Below are 18,596 nucleotides of genomic sequence, written 5' to 3' on the forward strand. Positions count from 1 at the left end.
GTTATGTCATTTCCAGCGCTTCACGGCCCGACCTGGTCGCCGCGGTCACCGACGGTGCGGTGCGGGGCCAGGTCCAAGCGAACCGCACGATCAGGGCGAGCAGGATCAACTCCAGCACGATGCCAAGGCCGTAGAACAACAGCCAAGACGCGCCCACCACGTTGAATACCGTGACAGGAACGTAGAGCAAAGCCACGATGAGATTCGTCATGCGGTTCACCCTGGCGGGCAGCGTCATCGACACCACGACCATGAAGATCGGGATGGCCACGAGGGTCAGCGCCGCGGTCGAGAAGGTCTGCGAGAGATCGAACTCGAACACCTTGCCGTCGAGGATGTCTTCGACGACCCCGGGCGTGAAGAAGTTGAGAATGTCCACGTAGGCGTAGAGAAACATGAAACTTGTCCACGCTCCAGCGAGCTTGACTCTCACCGAAATCGGCGCGTCGTCCAGTGCGGCGGTGATGGGTTGACGTGTTCGCATCGCGGGCTCCGTAGTTGTGGTGAGAATCAGTTGGTTCACGATCGCCCAGCCCAGCGGCGAGCACCTCGGCCTGAAGGCTCGAGTCCGCCTGGCCGATGGCACGGCCTCCCTCTAGTACTTTCGGCGGGTACGTCGAGGCGCCGATCGCTCATTCACACCGCGACAAAGATGATCGCCAGCACCACCAGCGCCAGCTGGAGCATCCCGGTCGACGTCAGGGCCGCCTCTCCACGGCTCCGACCGGCCGGCCCACCATCACGACCGGGACGTTCGTCATCTGCCCGACGAACTGCGTCGCGTCCAACCTGTCGCATGGGCCACCACCAGTTCCGACCTCACCACTGGCGACTCCCACTGCGATATCGCCTACGGCGAGACTCCCGCAGATCACCCGGCGGACAACTGTCAGGCGGTTGGCGCGGGCGTTGCAGTGTGACCTGGGGTTTGGTGGCTCGGCTGTCGCGATGTGCGCACTGATCAGGTCGTCGCCGCCCGTACGCCGCGCAGGACGACGTCAAGCACTGCGTCAGCCTCGGCACGGGCGGTCTGGGGGTCGTCGGCGCGGGCGATGTAGAGGGCTGAGCCGTAGAGACCGCCCAGTGCGACGTGCGCCAGCGCATCGAGTGCGACACCGGGCAACGCACCGCTGTCCACCAGCGGCGTCAGCACAGCCCGCAGCATTGGCAGCTCGACGCCTTCGGTGCCGCTGTCCCAGGCGCGTGCAGCCATCACGGTCACACTGTCGATGATCACGACCCGCCTGAACGCCGGACGCAGGCAGGCGTCGAGAAACGCGGACAGGCCCGCTCGTACGGCGGCCCACGGATCCTCCTCGGCCAAGGCCGCGGCCATCACCGCGTCAGCGGTCTCGTCCAGCACCACGTCGTAGACCGCCTTGAACAGCGCGTCCTTGCCGCTGAAGTGGTGGTAGAGAGCGCCTTTCGCGAGACCTGCGCGCTGGACGATGTCGTCCATCGCGGTCGCTTTGTAGCCCTGCTCGACGAACCGCTCACGCGCGATCCCGACCAGCAGGTCCCGGGTTGCCTCCGCCTGCCGTTCCCGCAGCCTCTTGACAGTCACCCGGCCAGCATAAAAGACTGACCACTAGTCGGTGACCGACCGTCGGTCGGTTAAGGAGGTTTCTGATGGTCCCACTTCCGCCCGGACAACGGAGCGTCGAGGGGTTCCCGCGATTCGGCACGCACCTGCACCGGCCGCCGCCCGCGGTGCCAGACGATCCGGTGATCGCGATCAGCGGCGTGGTGCGCAAGCCATCGGAGGTGCGGCTGCCGGAGCTCGCCACGCTGCCGCGGCGCGAGATCGTCGCCGACTTCCACTGCGTCTCCGGTTGGACCGCGACCGACCTGCAGTGGGAAGGGGTGCGGTTCGCCGATTTCTATCGCGCCTTCGTCGAGCCGGTGCTCGACCCGGAGGTCTCCGTCAGCCACCTCGCGTTCGTGGGTCTGGACGGGATCAGCTCCGTGGTCGAACTGCAGGACGCGCTGGCGGACGACGTACTGCTCGCGGACCGGGTGAACGGGGGCCCGCTCGGCGGCGACCACGGCGCGCCGATCCGGTTGGTCAGCCCCGCCCAGTACGGCTACATGAGCATCAAGCACCTGTGCCAGGTCGAGGTGTGTTCCGCGCTGCCGGCACATCGCCTCGATCGGAGCATCATCGGCCGGCTGATCGAGGGCCATCCCCGGGCTCGGGTCCGGCACGAGGAGCGCCACGGCCACATCCCGGGATGGCTGATCCGGCCGTTCTACCGCCCGCTGATCCGCCCCATCCGCGCCCTCTGCGCGAAAGGAACGCAAGACCGATGAGACTCCCCAACGACGTGCTGAAGACCCAGGACTGGATCATCGACGACATCGTGCCCGACTTCGACGTCGAGGACGTCTGGGCCCTTCCCGCCGAGGGCGGCGCGCACGACTTTCCAGCCGTCGTCCAGGCGCAGGACTCCCTCGACTTTCCCGCGGCCGCGCCGTTGCCGGTGCGACTGCTGTGGGGCATTCGCGACCTGCTCGGACGCGCGTTCGGACTCGGGCGCATTTCGACATCCGCAGACGCCGCCGGCGCCTGGCCATCCGTTCCCGGCACCGGCGAACCATCGCTGCGCGCGCGGCTCCCCGAGGACCTCCGCGACACGTCCCCCGCATCGCCGTTCACCGACAAGCCGTTCCGGCCGCTGTACCGCACGGACACCGAACTCGCCCAGGAAATCTCCAACCGGACCATGTACGGCGTGATGCACCTGGCCTGGGTCGACCAAGGAAGCGGCCGCTACCGCGCGCAGATGACCGTCTACGTCAAACCCCGCGGCACCTTCGGCAAGGCCTACATGGCCTTCATCAAGCCATTCCGCTACGCGATCGTCTATCCGGCACTCATGCGCCACTTCGAACGAACCTGGTCAAAACAGCACTAACGAGCGAGTCTCCACCCCGTGAGCGCGGAGCCTCACCTGCGTCGGTCCCGGCCGATACAACGGCAGTTGTTGACCCTGCCCGGACACGGTGACGCCGGCCGCGCCCGCAGATCACGATCGGGTCGCTCCCCTACGCGACGGGGGTTCCCGTTAGCCGCGAGTCGAACGTCTTCCACCCGCACATGGGATGACGTCAGCATGTGGGTATAGAGCCGGAGCGTGAACCCGGGGTCGCCGTGCCCGGTTGTTCGCGATGGAGGCTCAGGGAGCAGTGACGAAGCTGGCCGCCAGCAGGTCCCCGCGACCCTCAAGAACCAGACGACGGCCAGCCTCTTGATGACCCTGGAGTCGGGCTTGGACCTGCGGAGACGCCTACCGGATGCGCATGCCTGAGATGGCTCGGGCGATCACCAAACGCTGGATTTCGGAGATGCCTTCGAAGATGGTGTAGATCTATTTCAGCTCGCGGGCAATCTCGGCCAGAAGGACTGAAAGTCGGGCCTGACCTGCAGTTTTGTCTCTCATCGGTGATCGGCGGTGATCATCGTTCGCCAGCGTCTCACGGAGCTGTGACGGAGCAAGACCTTGCCCATGGCAACTTGTTGGGATCCAGCGACGGAGGAGAACCACCAGACGAACCGGCCCGGATGACCGTTCGAAGCGAGATGTGGTCATGCTGCTGATGTGACCGGCACGGAAGCGACAACGCAGCGTGTAGCCCGCGTCGGCTAAGCCTCGATCCACCGACTGGATCGTGGTCCAGGCGTCGTCTGCGGTGGCTGGTGGTCCGCTGGGCGCCGGTATGGTCCAGGTCCCAGTCTTTGACACGGGTTGTCGAGGGAACAGGACTGACTGATTGACGGGGGACGGGCCGCTTCGATGAGATGGTCCGTAGGTGGCCGCGGAACTGCTGGCGGCGGCAGACTTGGAGTTGATCGACACGTCCGCAGCGCAGGACGCACAGGTCGACCGGCGCGGCCGTACGAACATCGGAGGGAGGCGACGAGCAGTGGAGCAACCTACTGACCTGTGGACGGAGTTCGACTACGCCGTAGTCGATGTCGAGGGCAACGGACAGCGACCACACTGACCTGGTCGAAATCTCAATTGTCGCGATCGAGGACGGCCTGATCGCGCAAGCGAGGAACTGGCTGGTCCGCCCGCCTCGGCCGATCACTCCGATGGCGACCGATACCACCCATCGCTTGTCGCCGTCTTACCTATCAGTGACGGAGCAGGCCCACCCACGGCAACGACGCGGTCGGTAGCCGTCTTGAACCGCAGGCATGTGTTGTCGACCGTCGATCCACAGGAGTCCCCCTCGAACTGCGGTTCATCGCCAGACAAACCCCGACCGGATTTGCTGGAGGTACAGCTAGCCCGCAGCGACGTCGATCCAGGCAGTGACCAGCAGCCATGCCCCCGTCAGGCAGAGCAGGACGGAGCCGATACGGTACGTGAACTCCGTGCGCATCGGAGCAGGGTAGGTCACCGCATCATATGGATCAGTCATCCTGAAGACACCGTCATCGGCCAATCGCCGAAGCACGGTTGCAGCCCACTGGAACCCGCTGTAAGACATCCCGAGGCACGCGCCGGTAGAGAAAGCCAAGGTGAAGAATACCGCGCGGTAGAACGGCTTGACATCTGAGAAGAGGCCGTTGCCAACGTCTCCCGCGCCAAACAGTGCGATCCCGGCCAATCCTCCAGCGAGATAAGTACACAGCTGTGCACGGCGCTGGTACTTCTCGCTCTGACGTTCAAATGTGCCGGTGGCTGCCATCCTCACCGACCTCAGAGATCGTCATGCCAGAAGCTGTTGAAAAAAGGGCCGGCCGCCGCTAAGTATGCGTCGATCTCGTCGGCCGTGAGCGGACCCTCGTTGTTCACCACTCTCATGATGGTCGCGATGACGATGTGTTCAGCTAGAAGTTCGGCGCCACGGGACGGAACGTCTAATCTCGCAATAACGTCGACCGCCTGCCGCGTGGCCAGCTCGACATCGTTCAACTCAGCGACGACGCCATACCGCTCCAGACGCGCAACCCCCATCGCGATTCCTCGCGTCAGCGGGTCATCGCGCGCCACCCTGCCCCCGATCGTTGTATCAGACAACTCGACCGCCCCTTGGTCCAAGCAACTTGACGTGACGAAAAGCGTACGCGGACCATGCCTACATGGCCAGGTCAGGAGATAGCGCAGACGGCGCCCCGACACTCGGCCACGGGCGCGCGCGATGATTCAGCTTGACGATGCGACGCGCCGACAAGCCACAGAGCTCGTTCAGGTCTGCGAATTATGGTGCCAGCAATGGCGCGAACTTTCCGCGGACCAGGCCTCGGAACCTGTCGACAACATTACTTACGACATGATCGCACGCTACATGCCACTCGCCCTACAACTGCTTCCCGACAGCCCTTTGGTGCTCGCGATAGACAACATGTCGGAGTCTGTCCCGGCCTTCGACGACAAGAAGAGTCGATCACCGCTGACCATCCGCCGCGCCCGCGAGCACCTGTCGGCAATCGCCATTGCGATCAAGGGAGCATATGCCCTCGACCGCCGGTCACCGTCGCTCGGCACATTCGAACCGAGATACGGCCAAGTCACAGCACCGTTGACCAAGTCGGCAGAAAGTCCCAGCCGGCACGGCAAACCCAACACGAAGCAATGAGGTCGGATCGCCAACGGGTCGGCATTCCCAGAAGCGCGCCGACAGTGCGTCTTAGATACGTCACGCTAGCGTCCGGTCCGTCTTGTCCAGGCGCCGAACGGAGGGAGCACTACACGGACCCGTCTCCACCGGAGGGACACGTGCCGGGCTTCCGTTCTACGCCTCAGCGATATCGCGCGAGCGCTCGACCGCATCCAGAAGCTACGCCATAATGGTCCGCCATGACGGTCCAGCACCCGCCAGGGACGCCTCGCGCAGCGCTCACGGACAAGCTTCTCGCCGGTGGCCTCAGTTCGGTTCCTGTAGTGGGCGGTGTCGCCGCAGCTTGGTATCAGAATCTGATGGAGGGACCGTACAACAGGCGACTCGATGCGTGGCGGCAGGTAATCACAGAGGTAGTGAACGACCTCGCAGAGAGATATGACAACCTCCTCGACAGTGAGGTTTTCCTTGACGCTTTCGTCAACGCCACAAGGGCTGCACAGGCAACGCACGAAGGGGAAAAGCTCGAGGCATTGAGAAACGCCGTTGCGAACTCGGTCGCTCCAGACGCCCCGCAAGTTGGCGAGCAAGCCAGATTTTTCCGATTGGTCGACCAATTCTCGGCCGCCCACATCGTCCTACTCAAGGTGCTCGACGACCCCCGCAGCGCGGCCTTCCGTCTCGGGCGCAAACATGGCCCTCAGGCACTGAGCCTCGAGGCACTGCTCGATGAGGTTGTACCCCAGTTCGTAGGAAACATGGGATGGCGTGAGCTTCTGATATCAGACTTGGTTGGCACCAGCCTTCTCGTCGACATTAGCTCGAGAGGGTCGTCGCACCCCGCAGAGAACCTCCGCGGCTTCAACCGCCAGACGACTGGCTTGGGACGCCGCTTCCTACGCTTCATCTCCGCAGATAACTGACGACCCACCTATTGGGAGCGCCACCTGGATCCGCAGCCCGAGGCTTAGGCTCGGGTTATGTCCCGCCGAACCCACACCTTCCGACTCGCGCCTCCGTGTAGCGAGGCCCGTCGGAACGAGGCAGTGTGCGCCCCTCGGGTCCAGGGGCAGGCCATCGACAGCAGTCGCCCCTGCCAACGGACCAACCACCCCGATCAGTGCGGTGACTATGCCTGAGGACACTAGAGCCCACCGAGCTACCGGACCACCCCATTGGCTCGCTACGGCGAGTAGTAGTGCTGGTCTCCGCCCGCCCAGCGGGCGTCAACTGCTGGCAGCGCGCCGCGTGAGGTGCAACGTCTGGCATGCCGATGACGGGCCGTTTGTCAACGACGGTTGACGAAAGGCGCTGTGTGGCGACCGGTGCAGCGCGCGTCGCTCCACCTGGTTAGTCGCAGTCTCGGCACCTGGACGCAGTTGCGCTCTCGTAGGCTCTTGGAGGCTGGACGATGAAGCATCCGGTGCATCGGCGCTCGCCGGCGATGGCTTTGCACCCGCACCCACAGGCGCCGCACGTTGGGCACTTGAGGTCACCGCAGGAATCGCATGCGGCCTGGTATGTGGTGAACGCCGCAGTGCAGTTGTCGCACCAACCATCGTTCGGAGCCGAGTACGCGGTTCGGCCGGCACTGAACTGCATCCACGGGGCAGGTCCGTCGACCATCACGGCGACCACACAGGTTTGTGCCACGGCGGACTCTATGTTCAGCTCGCGCGTGGTCGACCCTCCTCCGAGGTCGAGATGAGCAACTCCGCGGACCACCGCACCTGCAGCCGCCCGTTTCAATAAACCCGCCTGTGGTGCCCCACGGCGGGCCGGGAACACGCCACCGGACCGTGCAGCGAACTCCGCGGCGCCTGCAGGATTGAGGAGCACCACGTATCCGGGTTCGCTCATCGACTCTGCAGCAGCGACCGCTACCGCCTGAGCAGACGCACTGCATGCCTCCATCAGGTCGACCACGGCGCGGGCAGTGACTCCGTCGGAGAATGCCAATTCACGTGCGGCCTCCGGCACGAGAACGCGGGACGCGAACGCGTCACAGACCTTCTCCTCCAGTTCTGCGGCGCGTCGATGGGCGAAGAGCTCTTCGAGCACCGCGAAGACCTGGTTGCAGAGGTGGTGCCCGTACTCGTGGAGAAGGCTGAAGCGACGACGCCCGAACGACGCGTCCTCGGCGACGGCGATGCTGGCCGGAGATGTCGACGAGTCGTATGTTGCTGCGATCGAGCAAGCCGGTGGCAGACGCTCAGCAGGAACCCACGTGACTTGAATGGACGAGTCTGCCTGAAGCGCCCCTCGCGGCTCACGACTGAGCTCCTCAAGTTTGACGACTCCAGCGGAGCGAACCTGCTCAAGCAACAGCTCGGCGAGCTGCGCCGCCTGCCGACTCATCGGACGCTGCGGGGCGCCCTACCCCGACTCAAGGATGCTACTTGCGACGAAGTGCGAAGCGCTCTTCCCACCATCGCCGCCAATCGTCCAAACTCCACTCCTCTTCGGGTTGGACAGAGCGAGTGACGCCGCTCCGCATCGCGGGCGATGCCTCAAGCATGTGCTCCATGAACGGGACCAGGGCGTCTTCAACCTCGACGTCCAACGCATCAATTTGTTGCTGCCACTCGAGCCAGTCGTCTCGGTGCGAAGGGCGCGAGAGGACTTCAAGCAACGCCAGGCGCTTCTTCGGCGGATGGGCTGTCTTCACGGGCACTCCGAAATACTGCTCCAGAACCGCTCGCTCGTCGCGCGTTGGTTTGGCGCGGCCAGTCTTGAGCGCCTGCAGCCGTACAGCCTCTATGTGCGTAGCGGCCATGACTTCTCCGAGAGTCCCGCCGGGTCGTTTCAGCAGTTCACTCGCATCGACTGCGTCTGGCGACGATTCTATTTCGCCGTCTCTTCCGACGATCAGTCCAGACTTGTCGACGACGCCGCGGGTTGCTGACTCGAACCAGCGCATCTGGTCATGAAGCGCATCCAAAGCCTCGAGCCTGTCCCAGTCGTCCGGCTCGAGCCGAGAGCCCGTCGTTAGCCCGTCCGGGGGCGCTGCCTGCCTAATGCAGGAAGCTTCCAACCGGCGAAGACTCTCGCCCACATCGTCGCTACCAGCCGTGCCGACATCGCCGAGGAACCGAGCGAACGTGTACATCGGGACAGTCGCGGCGGCGCGCAGGAAGATGCCTGTCGGGTGGCGCAGCGTGGTGCTGTTCTCATCGGCGACGAAGGTGTACTCGTCCGCGAGGGCTACGTCTGTAGTCAGCGGAGCAACGCGGACCCACCAACTGTCGCGTTCGAGAACGACCACAAGTGCGTCCTCGCCTCGCCAGGACAATCGCCACAGCTGTGCCGGGGCGACGTCGGGCCGCCCAGCCTCATCGGTTCGAAGCAAGGCCTCTAATTCGCTGGGCAGTGACCAAGCGGCAGCTGCTTCCAGCGCTGCGGACGACACAGGCTGAGCATCCAGCTCCTCGAGCATGGCGCTCAGTTCGTCGCGGTCCTGAGCGGACATCGCTTGCCGGCGCCGCTGGCACCAGGGACAGCCTGCGAGGTGCTCCTCGGCCGTCTGACTCAGCGCGACCCCTGCGAGCTCGGCGTCGCCAAGGTGCGCCCAAGCGGCTGCGGTGGGCGAGCCGAGCCGGTTTCGACGCTCATTCATTGCCGACGGGCAACCTATTCGTAGCCACCCTCACCTCCCTCGCACGGTTGCAGTCTGCGTCTCGTCGGGGTCGTCGCCATGCTGTCCCAGCGCTCTCTCCGCGCTCCTGCGAAGACGTTCGCGAAGCCATCTTTGCTGACATCAACCCTTCCGACGTGGACAACACATTCCAGTGGCGGACCAGATGCATCTGTCCGAATCCAGTTGTGAAGATTCCTAAACCAGTTTCCAGCGACACACACGATGTTCCTTCTCTTTGAGACGACTCGCAACGCACTCATCCGCAGACCGGGCCTCGTGCACGCCGCTACGGCAACGGTCGCGTCCGGTGTCCACATCGTCGCCGCTATCCAAGTTCGCCTCCGGGAACACCTCTTATATGGCGCTTCGCGGACGCCGTCTCCGGCACGTTCAGCGAGGGTCGGCCCCAGGACGAGCGCGACCGCGTTTGGAGACAACGGGCGCGCCAGGCCGTCAGAGGGCGTCAAGACCAAGCTCCGCTCGGGCAGCGTCACGAACCGCGAACGCGATACGCTCCATCGAAGCCTCGCCCATTCCTGCGAGCCGATGTGAGAGCTTGTCCCGGACGCGCTGGCTAACGGCCCCTGCAGTCGAGACCGCCAGCCCGGTCTCCTTGGAGATATCGCGGACCTTGAGGTGAAGCCACGCCAGGACAAGCTTTTCCTTCTCGCTGAACTCCTCGAGTACTGCCCGCGCGATCTCTTCGTCCTCCATAGAGACCCCGACCGCGCCAATCGCTGCCTCAGGCGAGAACGCGTCCGGAACCGCGTCAATTTCGCCGCGGCCGGCAAGCTCGTCGACATCCTCGACTGGCAGCGCCCCAGGGACATTGTTGGGGTCGAGGCTCAGGCGAGCGGCGACGACCTCGGCGAGGTCGACGAACGGAAGTGACCCACCGGCAGCCTCGAGCACGGCCTTCGAAAGAGCGACCAGCGAGGGCCTGTCCGCGACCGGACCTTCTCGAGGCACGTTGGCGCCCCACCGAACGATGGTGACGTCACGCACGGTCCGGGCTGCGGCACGCAGCAGCGCCGGGTCGCCGCTGTACTGCTCGGTGGGACCGTCGACAAGGGCGGCGTTCCCCTCGCCGGGCACCCCGTCGGCGACGATGACGAAACCATCGTCGTCCTTGAGTAGACCCCGAAGTCGACGGATCAGTTTCCCGATGACCGTTCGGCGGCCGCTTGCGCGCATGTAGTTGCGGAGGATGACGGTGAGCTTCCGCTCCAGGCCGGCGTTATCGCTGACCGTTGCGGCCAACTCGACCAGCCTCGGGTAGTTCTCGGCGTGCGTCAGGTACTCGTGTGCCGCCTCATGCGCCGCGTCCGGGCCCCATTTCGCGTAGCCCTTGGGCGGCGGGAAGCGGTATCTCACACCGACGATGAGGACGCGCCGATACAGCAGCTTGGCGAACTCCTCGCCGAGTTGGCCGGAGCGCAGTTCCTCAAGCGCGGTCACAGCGGTCCCTCCGTCCCGGTCAGTGCCTGCAGCACCCTCTCCCACGTCTTGGCGTCGATCTTCCCGAGCACGTCTACATCCTCGTCGGCGAAGTGCACCCACGGCACGTGGTGGCGCTTGAACACACGCCACCACCCTGGCTTGTCTAGCTGGAGCTGCGGCTCCGGCGGGTGAGAGACAGCCCTCGGGCCGCCCGCTCCGACGTTGCTCGTACGGGTCACCACTTGAGCCATCCGAGTCACCTCGTCGACCGAGACGACCAGAACGGGGTGGTCTCGGTCGTCGGTCTCGTCGTACAACTCGTGCGGCATCCAGTACGCGGTCTGGAGCGCCGGGCGACGCACAGGGACACCTAGTAGCGACATCGCTGGCACCTCCTCGGTCGGCCCAGACACGCGGCACGCCTTCAGGCGTGCGACCGATGTTAGGCCACCGAGCAGACGGGCAGGCGCACCGAACCGCTGTCGAGGCCCCACAAGACTCCCCGCCGTCCGGGCGTTCCCCAGGCGGGTCATGAAAGTTCGGGCCGGACTTGGACAAGACGGCGCGGTCCGCCATCCCCAGTCGATGTGACGCGCCGAAGACGGCGCCCCAACCAGGAAGGACCACCAGCGTGAGTACCGAGGCCAAGCCCGACGAGCAGGGCGGCAACAGCGGCCACGACCACGACGTCGTCGTCACGATCGCCGCCCCCAACAACGCCTCCCGCGCCTTCGAGGTCGACCTCCACGACCGTGTCGACAAGGTTGCGCGCGAGGCCGTGCGCATCTTCGTGCGCGCCCACGAGATGGAGCAGATGGAGTGCAGCCTCGTCCTCATCGTCGACGGCACCGCGAGCACCCTCGACGACGCCGCCCGTCTCGAGGAAGCCGGCGTGCGCAAGCACTCCCGCCTCGCCCTTGTCCCCAAGCAGCCGAAGACTGACGGGTGAGCCTCCACCCTCGAGTGCTTCGAGACCTCCTCGAGGCCGAAGCGGACGTCGCACGGGAGCGCCTCGGCGACCGCGTCACGAACATCAGCGTCGGCGCCAACAACGTCGAGGTTCACTTCATCGCGCACGGTGTCGAGCGCCGGATGCGGTTGACCGGCGCCGACTACGACCGACGCCCTCTGTCGCTGTCGTTCGTCGACGAGACGGGCAACCCGCTGCCCGCGGAGGGGTGGCCGCCAATCACCACGGGCGGGCACCACCCTGTCCTTGGCACGCCGTGGACGTGTCTGCGCGGCACGCTGGAGTACCACCTGTACGCGGGGCACACCGCCGCCGCGGACAGCTGGGACGCCAGTCGCGCCGATCTCCGCGTGCCTGATGTGATCGAGCACGTCCTCCAGAGGTGCACGGCATGAGCATCACCAAGCCCCGGCCGACGCGCCGGCTTCTGCTGCTCACCGCCGCTGTCCTCGAGGAGGCGGGCACGTTCTTCGAGGCCTGTGGCGTGCACGGCTGCGAAGGCACCGCCCTCATCGCCGGCACCGTCAGCGAAAACAGCACCCTGCGCGGCGACACCCTCGTCATTCCCGACCAGGCCTCGACCGCGGCCCCGCACGTGTCGGTGACGGTCACCCCAACCGGTGACCTGGAGCTCCTGACCGCACTGCGCCCCGAGCAGCGGTACTTGGCGCGCATCCACAGCCACCCGGGCCTCGCGTTCCACTCCCGCACGGACGACAACAACCCTGCCTTGACCCATCAGAGCGCCATCTCCATCGTCGCGCCTTTCTTCGGGCTCGGGCTACGGCACGGGCTCGACGCGTGCGCGGTGTACGTGCGCGAGAAGGGCCGCTGGCGCGAACTTCCGGCAGGAGGCCCCGAGCGTGAGACGTGGGTGAAGGTCAGTGAGTGAGCGTGACCCCCGCGTCGACCTGAGCGACGAGCTCCTCCCCGAACACGCTGTCGCTGCGGTGCAGGCGCTCGACCATGTCGGCGTCGTCATCGTCCCCGGCGGCTCGCCCGCGGCAGCCCTGACGGCCGCCGCCGCGCTCGTACTCCTCGCACGCACCCACGCGCATGTCGACGTATACGGTGACGCAGCCCTGCCGCACAACCCATGGGGTGTCGTCACCCTCTCCGAGCTCCTCACCAGCCTCGCCGCAGTCCGGCCGATCGCGCAGGCCGAGCCGGAGTGCACTCTCACCATCAGTACCGGCACCGCCCCAGGCGCCGACCGCTACATCGCTCCGGCCGCGTGGACTGTCTCTGTCACCGATACCCCGAGCGCGCTCGCAGATAACCCGGCGGACGGCATCGAGATGGCCGTCGCGCCGTACGGCGGCATGTTCGCCGCCGCCATCGTGGCCGCCGACCTGTTCTGCGACGCGCTCGCACCGCTCGGCCTGCCCGTCGCACCTCGGCGCCCGACGTTCGTTTGGAACCTGCTCGACTACACCTACGAGTCCGCGCCCGCGAGCAAGCTCGGACCGCCGGTCTGGGCGCCAGTGCTATTCGGCGGGTGCGGGTCGGTGGGCTCGAGCGCGGCGGCAGCGCTCGCATGCGACGACCTGACCGGGATGAACGCCGTCGCGGTCGACGGAGACGACTTCGACCCCGTCCGGAACACGTTCCGCTATCCCGCGGCGACCAACCGTATGGCTCGAACCGCCAAGGCGAGCTGGGTTAGCGACATCCTCGCGGCCGCCGGCGCCACCACCGACCACCTCGTCGGACCTATCCGCAATTGGACGACGAGTCAGCCCGCCCCCGGGTTCGACGGCATCGTTGTGTCGTCCGTCGACGATGTCGACGGACGGTACGAGGTCGCAGACCTCCTGGCCCGCACGACACTGTCCGCGGCCGTGCGCGCCCTGAGCTTCCACATCCAGCGCGAACACCTCGGCGACGGGCTCCGCTGCCCGTTCTGCGACTTCGTCACCGCCGCCTCACCCCTCGCGCAGGCAGCAGCCGACGCTAAGCTCACTGGTCTCGGCGAGCAGCGGATCGTTGAGCTCCTCCACAACGACACCGGCCTAGAGCAGCAGGACATCAACGAGATGCTCAGCGCCGGCAAACTCACTCCCGAGACCGCTCAGGGCCTCCTCGGGGCCCGCCTCGCCGACCTGCGGAACCGGCTCTATGCCCAGGCCGCCATTCCCGCAGCCGACCCGAACGCTGCGCCGCCTGCCCCGCTCTCGGCGCCGTTCGTGTCCTGGGCCGTTGGCGTGCTACTCGCGGCCGAGGTCGCCAAATACGCCCGCGGCCTCGCCTCGGTGAACCGACGCGTAGAGGTCGACCTGCTGGGCTACCCCGGCGACTTCGTCCACATCCGCCCTGCCGATACCACCGGGCGTTGTGCATGCGCCCGCGCCATCCGGACCCGCTGGATGCACGCTCTCTATCCAGACGCCTTCACCAGGACCGCGAGCTAGGTCGCGCCGGGCTCTCCCAGACCCGCCGAACAACACCAACCAGCAGGAGGACCTCATGCCGAAGTCGACCCGCAACAACGAAAAGCCCTAGACCTCGTCCGACAAGGGCGAACTGCCCAGCTTGGCGAAGACGAGCGCACCGGCCCGCGTCATAGGTCTAAAGATCGGCCGCAGCGAGAACGCCGTCCGCTCCCAGACCCAACGGCAAGGCACATTTCTGAAGCCGACGAACCAATCGCCTTACAACCGGACGACGCCGCCGTCCCGTCCCCACCATTTCAATCCGAACCGGGCCTACCTCGACTGGGCGCGCGTCCAGAACCGGTTCGTCGAATGACCTCGTCGCGAACCGCACATCCCGAACGCTGTCTCGGTGCGGCGCGGACCGGCCCCTTAACTTTCAATCACGCGGAAGGCGGAAGCTTGAGGAGACTTGGTGGACCATTCTTCGTGAGTCCAACTGTGGATCGTCCATACGCGCCGACTACAGTGGCGTGCGTGAGCGTAAAGAAGGCAACAGCTAGTGCGGACCAAGTTACGCTCGCGGTTGACGAGTTCGTCCAGCTGGCAGCATTGGCGGCCTCCAGCGACAGCCCAGCGGCTCCCATCCTGCTCCGCCGGCTGGCGCGCCGATACCGCACCGAAAACGGGCGGGCCGCCGAAGAGCTCGTCACCATCCTTCGGGCAGGCCCAGTCCGGGGTGCAGCAGCGTCGACGCCCGACCCGGTCGATGTCGACTCCCGTCTCCCGTTGCTTCGCCGCGAAGAGCCGGTCGCGATGCGGGTGAGCCCAATCTACGACGACGCGCTCTCCGCCGCGATCCAGCAGATCATTGCCGAGCACCTCCGCAGCGAAGCTCTCTACGCCGTCGGCCTCGCTCCCACGCGCACTGCGCTCTTTGTAGGTCCTCCCGGTGTCGGCAAGACGCTAGCCGCCCGCTGGATTGCCCAACTTCTCGACCTTCCGCTGCTGACACTGGACCTGTCCTCGGTGATGAGCAGCTTCCTCGGGCGCACTGGCAGCAACATTCGTCGCGTGCTCGACCACGCGCGAGCCAACCATTGCGTCCTGCTGCTCGACGAACTCGACGCCATCGCGAAGCGGCGCGACGACGCCACCGAGATCGGCGAGCTCAAACGCCTCGTCACCGTACTTCTCCAGGAGATCGACCGCTGGCCCGAAGGTTCGCTGCTCATCGCGGCCACCAACCACGGCGACCTCCTCGATCCGGCGGTGTGGCGCAGGTTCGAGGCTGTGCTTGAATTCCCGCTGCCGACCGCCGCCGCGCGGGCCGAGGCCGTTCGTCAACTGCTAGCCGACGAGTGCGTCGATCCTGTGGTGACCGAAATGGTGGTCGCAGCCTCCGATGGCAGCTCGCTCAGCGCGCTCGAGGGCGACGTGCTGGCCGCGCGTCGCCTTGCCGCCATTGGTGACCTGGCCCTCGATGAGTCGCTACTGGAGATCCAGAGGGGCCACATCGAACGACTCTCCCAACCAGAGCGCATTAAGCTCGCGACCCGTGTGCTGAGTCAAACCAGCATGAGCCAGCGTCAGGTGTCGCGGCTGACCGGCGTCAGCCGCGACACCCTGCGCAAGCGCGCGGACGATGGAGGCACCGATGCCCAGTGAGCCTCGATACTTCCTCGGCTACGGCGAGCGACTGACCGGCCGCGTCCCGCCCCCGCCCGGCGGGCGGGGGACCGAGCCGCCGTACACGCTCGAGGAGGCTGTCGAGCGGCTCGCACCCCGGCTCGGCGAGACCGTGGACCGCCTGGACGAACTACCGGCAGCAGCATGCCCGCGCGAACAGGTAGTTGCAGTGATGACCATGCACCCTCAGGCGGTGGCGAAGTCGTACTTCCCCGCCCAACTGCTGAACCAATACGGACTGTGGCACGTCGGCAGCCGGCCCGTTCTGGTCACGCCGGAGCAGTGGACTCGCCAGGACGAAGTCGCCGCCACACCATCGACGGACCTGTTCATCGCCGGACGGCGCGAGTCATTCAACGCGTTCGCCCAGGCGCTACACACCTTGGACACCGCGGTGCCCGAGGGCCTGCGCCGGATCGAGGACATCCATCCATTCACTGTCGCTGAGCGAGTTCGCGGCCTCGATGCGCGCGACAGCATAGCCAGGACGGCCTACCTTGAGGTCGTCCTGCACGCCGCTGACACCGGCGATGACGGATATATCGTGGAAGCGTTCGCCGAGTACGCTGACCAGCTCGGAGTCGACGCCCGCCTCGGCATGCGCCTCTACGCCGGCGGACTGTGCTTCATCCCCGTCGTCGCATCAGTGGATCAGATCGACGGACTGAGCCAGTTCTCCTTCCTGCGCGTCGCACGACCGGTCAGTCGCATGCGCGACATCGCGACGCCCATCGAACGCTCTGTGCCCTCTCCTGACCTTCCCGACGTCACTTTGCCCACGGAAGGACCCCTCGACCCGGATTTTCGGGTTGCCGTGTTCGATGGAGGCCTCGCTGACGGGTCGCCCCTCGCGCCGTGGGCGGTTGGTCACGACACCGATGGGGTCGGCAAACCAGTCGACACCTTCCTCGGACACGGCCACGAGGTCACCTCTGCCCTCCTGTTCGGCTCGCTCGCACCCGGAGCGGAGGTCACCCGGCCCTACTGCACCGTTGACCACTTCCGTGTCCTTGACGACAGCACCGAAGCGGACCCATTCGAGTTGTACGACGTACTGGGTCGCATCCAGAAGGTCTTGAGTGACCGCCGCTACGAGTTCTTCAACCTCAGTCTCGGGCCGCATGTCCCGACCGAGAACGACGAGGTCCATCCCTGGACCGCTGTGCTCGACGAACACCTCGCCGACGGTCACGCATTTGCCAGCATCGCCGTCGGCAACTCCGGAGCGACATCCGAGCCGCGCATTCAGGTTCCTAGCGACTGCGTGAACGGCGTCTCCGTTGGAGCCGCCGACAGCACGGGCGCCGGGTGGACGCGCGCGCCCTACAGCGGCATCGGTCCCGGACGCAGCCCTGGAGTCGTGAAGCCAGATCTCCTGAACTTCGGCGGATCCGCAACACAACCGTTCCTTGTGATCGACCGCGATTCCGCGCCGTCACTCTCGCGTACCAGCGGGACCTCCCTTGCGGCGCCGAGCCTGCTGCGCCAGGCCGTAGGGCTGCGCGCGCACTTCGGAAGCCGGTTGAGCCCGCTGGCGCTGAAGGCCTTGCTTATCCACGCTGCCGATCCGCAAGAGCTCCTCCGACACGAGGTCGGCTGGGGTAAGACACCTTCCGACCTCGACGAGATCGCCGTGTGCAGCGACGGCATGGTCCGCGTCATCTACCAGGGCGAGTTGAGCCCCAGACAATTTCTGCGAGCCGTCATTCCCACACCTGCCGCCACGATGGCTGGCTTTGTCACCCTGCGGGCGACCTTCTGCTACGCGACGCCAGTGGACCCGCAAGACCCCGGGAACTACACACGCGCCGGGCTCGAGGTCACCTTCCGCCCACACGCGGAGAGGTTCAAGAAGGACGACGCTGTCGACCCGGCCCCCCATACCTTCTTCAAACGCACGGAATTCGATCCAGAGCATGACCTCCGCAAGGATGCACAGAAATGGGAAACCATCCTGCATCATGAGCAGCGGTTTCGCGGAACAAGCCTCATGCGACCCGTGTTCGACATCCACTACAACGCCCGTGAGGGCGGTGGTGAAGCTAGGCACGCGCCGCGCATGAGATACGCCCTGGTCGTCGACGTGCTCTCACCACGGACACCCGACCTGTACGACCGAGTCAGCGCCCTCTACGCCGGCCAGCTAGAGGCACTGGTGCCCCTCGTCGACATCCCGGTCCAGGTACAGACGTAGCCGCACCGATCCGAACGTCGAATTGTTACGTTCAAGGCAGGACTGTGGATCCGGCCTCCCTACATCGTCGGCCGCCGACCCGAGCCCTGCCGTCGACCACTGAGCCCACTCCCGTTCTCCGTTCCTCCAGCCCGAGACTGATCAGTCGAATTGGTGGATCTCTCCCACATGTGTGTCGTGCAGAAGGCTCTCAACTGTCCATCCGCCACACGCGGGCGCGGATGCTCCGTCGACTCAAGCATCTGGATGACGCTCCGCGGCATGACGACCAGCTCTCCACAAAAACTTCGCGCCACCCGTACGGCCAGGGTGCGGCGACGGGTTGCTCCGCTTACAGCTCTAGACAGGCGCTAGCAGCGCCGGGCGGCTCCAGCTCTCCAACCCGCGGCGGCTGCAGGCGAGGCGACGACGCGTCATGTCCGGCTGCCGCCCCCGCGAACTCACGATCCGCCGGAGCGAAGGCGGGCCGGATCCTCGATCACCTTATCCAGGACGTCCACCGCTCGTGAACTCAATCGCGGTCTAACCAGATCGCCCGAGCCTTGACCACGAGGAAGACCAGGATTCAATTACTGACCGCCGAACACAGGTCAGAAGCTGTCACACATCTGGCACTCGAGGCGTTTCTGTCGCCGAAACGATTGGATGCGATCTGGCGACGGTGTGAGATGTGTCGGGTTTCTGACGTTCCCGCTGGTCAGCGGGAAGTCGATTCTCGCCGTG

19 protein-coding genes are annotated in these 18,596 nt (G+C 65.7%); 11 read left to right on the forward strand and 8 right to left on the reverse strand.

All coding sequences use genetic code 11. From position 1 onward, the window contains the following. Position 1: 1 nt before the first annotated feature. Positions 2-484 (reverse strand): DUF6326 family protein, encoded by a 483-nt coding sequence (locus tag E0H92_RS34265; RefSeq protein ID WP_131462236.1) that lies wholly within the window; start codon positions 482-484, stop codon positions 2-4. A gap of 477 nt (positions 485-961) precedes the next feature. Beyond that, a complete protein-coding gene (locus tag E0H92_RS34270) occupies positions 962-1,564 on the reverse strand; it encodes a TetR/AcrR family transcriptional regulator (RefSeq protein WP_131461849.1) in 603 nt (200 codons plus the stop codon). A gap of 65 nt (positions 1,565-1,629) precedes the next feature. On the opposite strand from E0H92_RS34270, the gene E0H92_RS34275 reads away from it, so the two are divergent. The 3 genes from E0H92_RS34275 to E0H92_RS34285 all read left to right on the forward strand — a co-directional run bounded on the left by E0H92_RS34275 (position 1,630) and on the right by E0H92_RS34285 (position 4,005). Beyond that, positions 1,630-2,310, forward strand: coding sequence for a molybdopterin-dependent oxidoreductase (locus E0H92_RS34275; RefSeq protein ID WP_131461850.1), 681 nt, complete (start codon positions 1,630-1,632; stop codon positions 2,308-2,310). Between the two features lie 14 nt (positions 2,311-2,324). Beyond that, positions 2,325-2,915, forward strand: coding sequence for a DUF2867 domain-containing protein (locus E0H92_RS34280; RefSeq protein WP_202873965.1), 591 nt, complete (start codon positions 2,325-2,327; stop codon positions 2,913-2,915). 895 nt (positions 2,916-3,810) lie between these two features. Continuing rightward, positions 3,811-4,005, forward strand: a complete 195-nt coding sequence (locus E0H92_RS34285; protein ID WP_131499168.1) for a hypothetical protein — start codon at positions 3,811-3,813, stop codon at positions 4,003-4,005. 285 nt (positions 4,006-4,290) lie between these two features. Here the strand turns inward: E0H92_RS34285 and E0H92_RS34290 are convergent, their stop codons facing one another. Next, entirely contained in the window at positions 4,291-4,698 is a 408-nt protein-coding gene (locus E0H92_RS34290; RefSeq protein ID WP_131292364.1) for a hypothetical protein, read from the reverse strand. 11 nt (positions 4,699-4,709) lie between these two features. After that, entirely contained in the window at positions 4,710-5,003 is a 294-nt protein-coding gene (locus E0H92_RS34295; protein ID WP_131292366.1) for a hypothetical protein, read from the reverse strand. Between the two features lie 148 nt (positions 5,004-5,151). Between E0H92_RS34295 and E0H92_RS34300 the strand changes: the two genes are divergently transcribed. Then, positions 5,152-5,589, forward strand: a complete 438-nt coding sequence (locus E0H92_RS34300; RefSeq protein WP_131292369.1) for a hypothetical protein — start codon at positions 5,152-5,154, stop codon at positions 5,587-5,589. 221 nt (positions 5,590-5,810) lie between these two features. Further along, on the forward strand, positions 5,811-6,494 hold the full coding sequence (locus tag E0H92_RS34305) for a hypothetical protein (protein WP_131499169.1): 684 nt from the start codon (positions 5,811-5,813) through the stop codon (positions 6,492-6,494). Positions 6,495-6,921: 427 nt separating this feature from the next. On the opposite strand, the gene E0H92_RS34310 is transcribed toward E0H92_RS34305, so the two are convergent. The 4 genes from E0H92_RS34310 to E0H92_RS34325 all read right to left on the reverse strand — a co-directional run bounded on the left by E0H92_RS34310 (position 6,922) and on the right by E0H92_RS34325 (position 11,061). Further along, positions 6,922-7,929, reverse strand: coding sequence for an ImmA/IrrE family metallo-endopeptidase (locus E0H92_RS34310; RefSeq protein ID WP_131499170.1), 1,008 nt, complete (start codon positions 7,927-7,929; stop codon positions 6,922-6,924). 37 nt (positions 7,930-7,966) lie between these two features. Continuing rightward, positions 7,967-9,187, reverse strand: a complete 1,221-nt coding sequence (locus E0H92_RS34315; protein ID WP_131499171.1) for a hypothetical protein — start codon at positions 9,185-9,187, stop codon at positions 7,967-7,969. A gap of 474 nt (positions 9,188-9,661) precedes the next feature. Beyond that, complete coding sequence (locus E0H92_RS34320) at positions 9,662-10,666, reverse strand: hypothetical protein (protein ID WP_131292377.1); 1,005 nt, start codon at positions 10,664-10,666, stop codon at positions 9,662-9,664. Then, positions 10,663-11,061 (reverse strand): hypothetical protein, encoded by a 399-nt coding sequence (locus E0H92_RS34325; protein ID WP_131499172.1) that lies wholly within the window; start codon positions 11,059-11,061, stop codon positions 10,663-10,665. The genes E0H92_RS34320 and E0H92_RS34325 overlap by 4 nt, the downstream gene beginning before the upstream one ends. A 218-nt stretch (positions 11,062-11,279) precedes the next feature. Here E0H92_RS34325 and E0H92_RS34330 point away from each other — a divergent pair, with 218 nt between their 5' ends. The 6 genes from E0H92_RS34330 to E0H92_RS34360 all read left to right on the forward strand — a co-directional run bounded on the left by E0H92_RS34330 (position 11,280) and on the right by E0H92_RS34360 (position 17,873). Next, positions 11,280-11,597 carry a hypothetical protein gene (locus tag E0H92_RS34330; protein ID WP_131499173.1) on the forward strand — a complete coding sequence of 106 codons (318 nt, stop codon included), beginning with the start codon at positions 11,280-11,282 and terminating at the stop codon, positions 11,595-11,597. Positions 11,598-11,611: 14 nt separating this feature from the next. Next, positions 11,612-12,013: a hypothetical protein gene (locus E0H92_RS34335; protein ID WP_131292382.1), complete on the forward strand. Its 402-nt coding sequence runs from the start codon at positions 11,612-11,614 to the stop codon at positions 12,011-12,013. Further along, on the forward strand, positions 12,010-12,510 hold the full coding sequence (locus tag E0H92_RS34340; RefSeq protein ID WP_131499174.1) for a Mov34/MPN/PAD-1 family protein: 501 nt from the start codon (positions 12,010-12,012) through the stop codon (positions 12,508-12,510). The genes E0H92_RS34335 and E0H92_RS34340 overlap by 4 nt, the downstream gene beginning before the upstream one ends. Beyond that, complete coding sequence (locus tag E0H92_RS34345) at positions 12,503-14,029, forward strand: hypothetical protein (protein ID WP_131292386.1); 1,527 nt, start codon at positions 12,503-12,505, stop codon at positions 14,027-14,029. The genes E0H92_RS34340 and E0H92_RS34345 overlap by 8 nt, the downstream gene beginning before the upstream one ends. Positions 14,030-14,527: 498 nt before the next feature. Further along, positions 14,528-15,658 carry an AAA family ATPase gene (locus tag E0H92_RS34355; protein ID WP_202868306.1) on the forward strand — a complete coding sequence of 377 codons (1,131 nt, stop codon included), beginning with the start codon at positions 14,528-14,530 and terminating at the stop codon, positions 15,656-15,658. Further along, the gene (locus E0H92_RS34360) at positions 15,648-17,873 is read left to right on the forward strand and encodes a S8 family peptidase (RefSeq protein WP_165547279.1); all 2,226 of its coding nucleotides are present in this window, start codon (positions 15,648-15,650) and stop codon (positions 17,871-17,873) included. The genes E0H92_RS34355 and E0H92_RS34360 overlap by 11 nt, the downstream gene beginning before the upstream one ends. Positions 17,874-18,596 lie beyond the last annotated feature (723 nt).

It is taken from the genome of Kribbella speibonae (assembly GCF_004331375.1).
GTDB lineage: Bacteria > Actinomycetota > Actinomycetes > Propionibacteriales > Kribbellaceae > Kribbella > Kribbella sindirgiensis.

Coding starts and splice junctions, on each gene's coding strand:
- E0H92_RS34290 (WP_131292364.1), bottom strand. CDS start 4,698: ATGGCAGCCACCGGCACATTTGAACGTCAGAGCGAGAAGTACCAGCGC.
- E0H92_RS34275 (WP_131461850.1), top strand. CDS start 1,630: ATGGTCCCACTTCCGCCCGGACAACGGAGCGTCGAGGGGTTCCCGCGA.
- E0H92_RS34310 (WP_131499170.1), bottom strand. CDS start 7,929: ATGAGTCGGCAGGCGGCGCAGCTCGCCGAGCTGTTGCTTGAGCAGGTT.
- E0H92_RS34340 (WP_131499174.1), top strand. CDS start 12,010: ATGAGCATCACCAAGCCCCGGCCGACGCGCCGGCTTCTGCTGCTCACC.
- E0H92_RS34315 (WP_131499171.1), bottom strand. CDS start 9,187: ATGAATGAGCGTCGAAACCGGCTCGGCTCGCCCACCGCAGCCGCTTGG.
- E0H92_RS34265 (WP_131462236.1), bottom strand. CDS start 484: ATGCGAACACGTCAACCCATCACCGCCGCACTGGACGACGCGCCGATT.
- E0H92_RS34305 (WP_131499169.1), top strand. CDS start 5,811: ATGACGGTCCAGCACCCGCCAGGGACGCCTCGCGCAGCGCTCACGGAC.
- E0H92_RS34300 (WP_131292369.1), top strand. CDS start 5,152: ATGATTCAGCTTGACGATGCGACGCGCCGACAAGCCACAGAGCTCGTT.
- E0H92_RS34360 (WP_165547279.1), top strand. CDS start 15,648: ATGCCCAGTGAGCCTCGATACTTCCTCGGCTACGGCGAGCGACTGACC.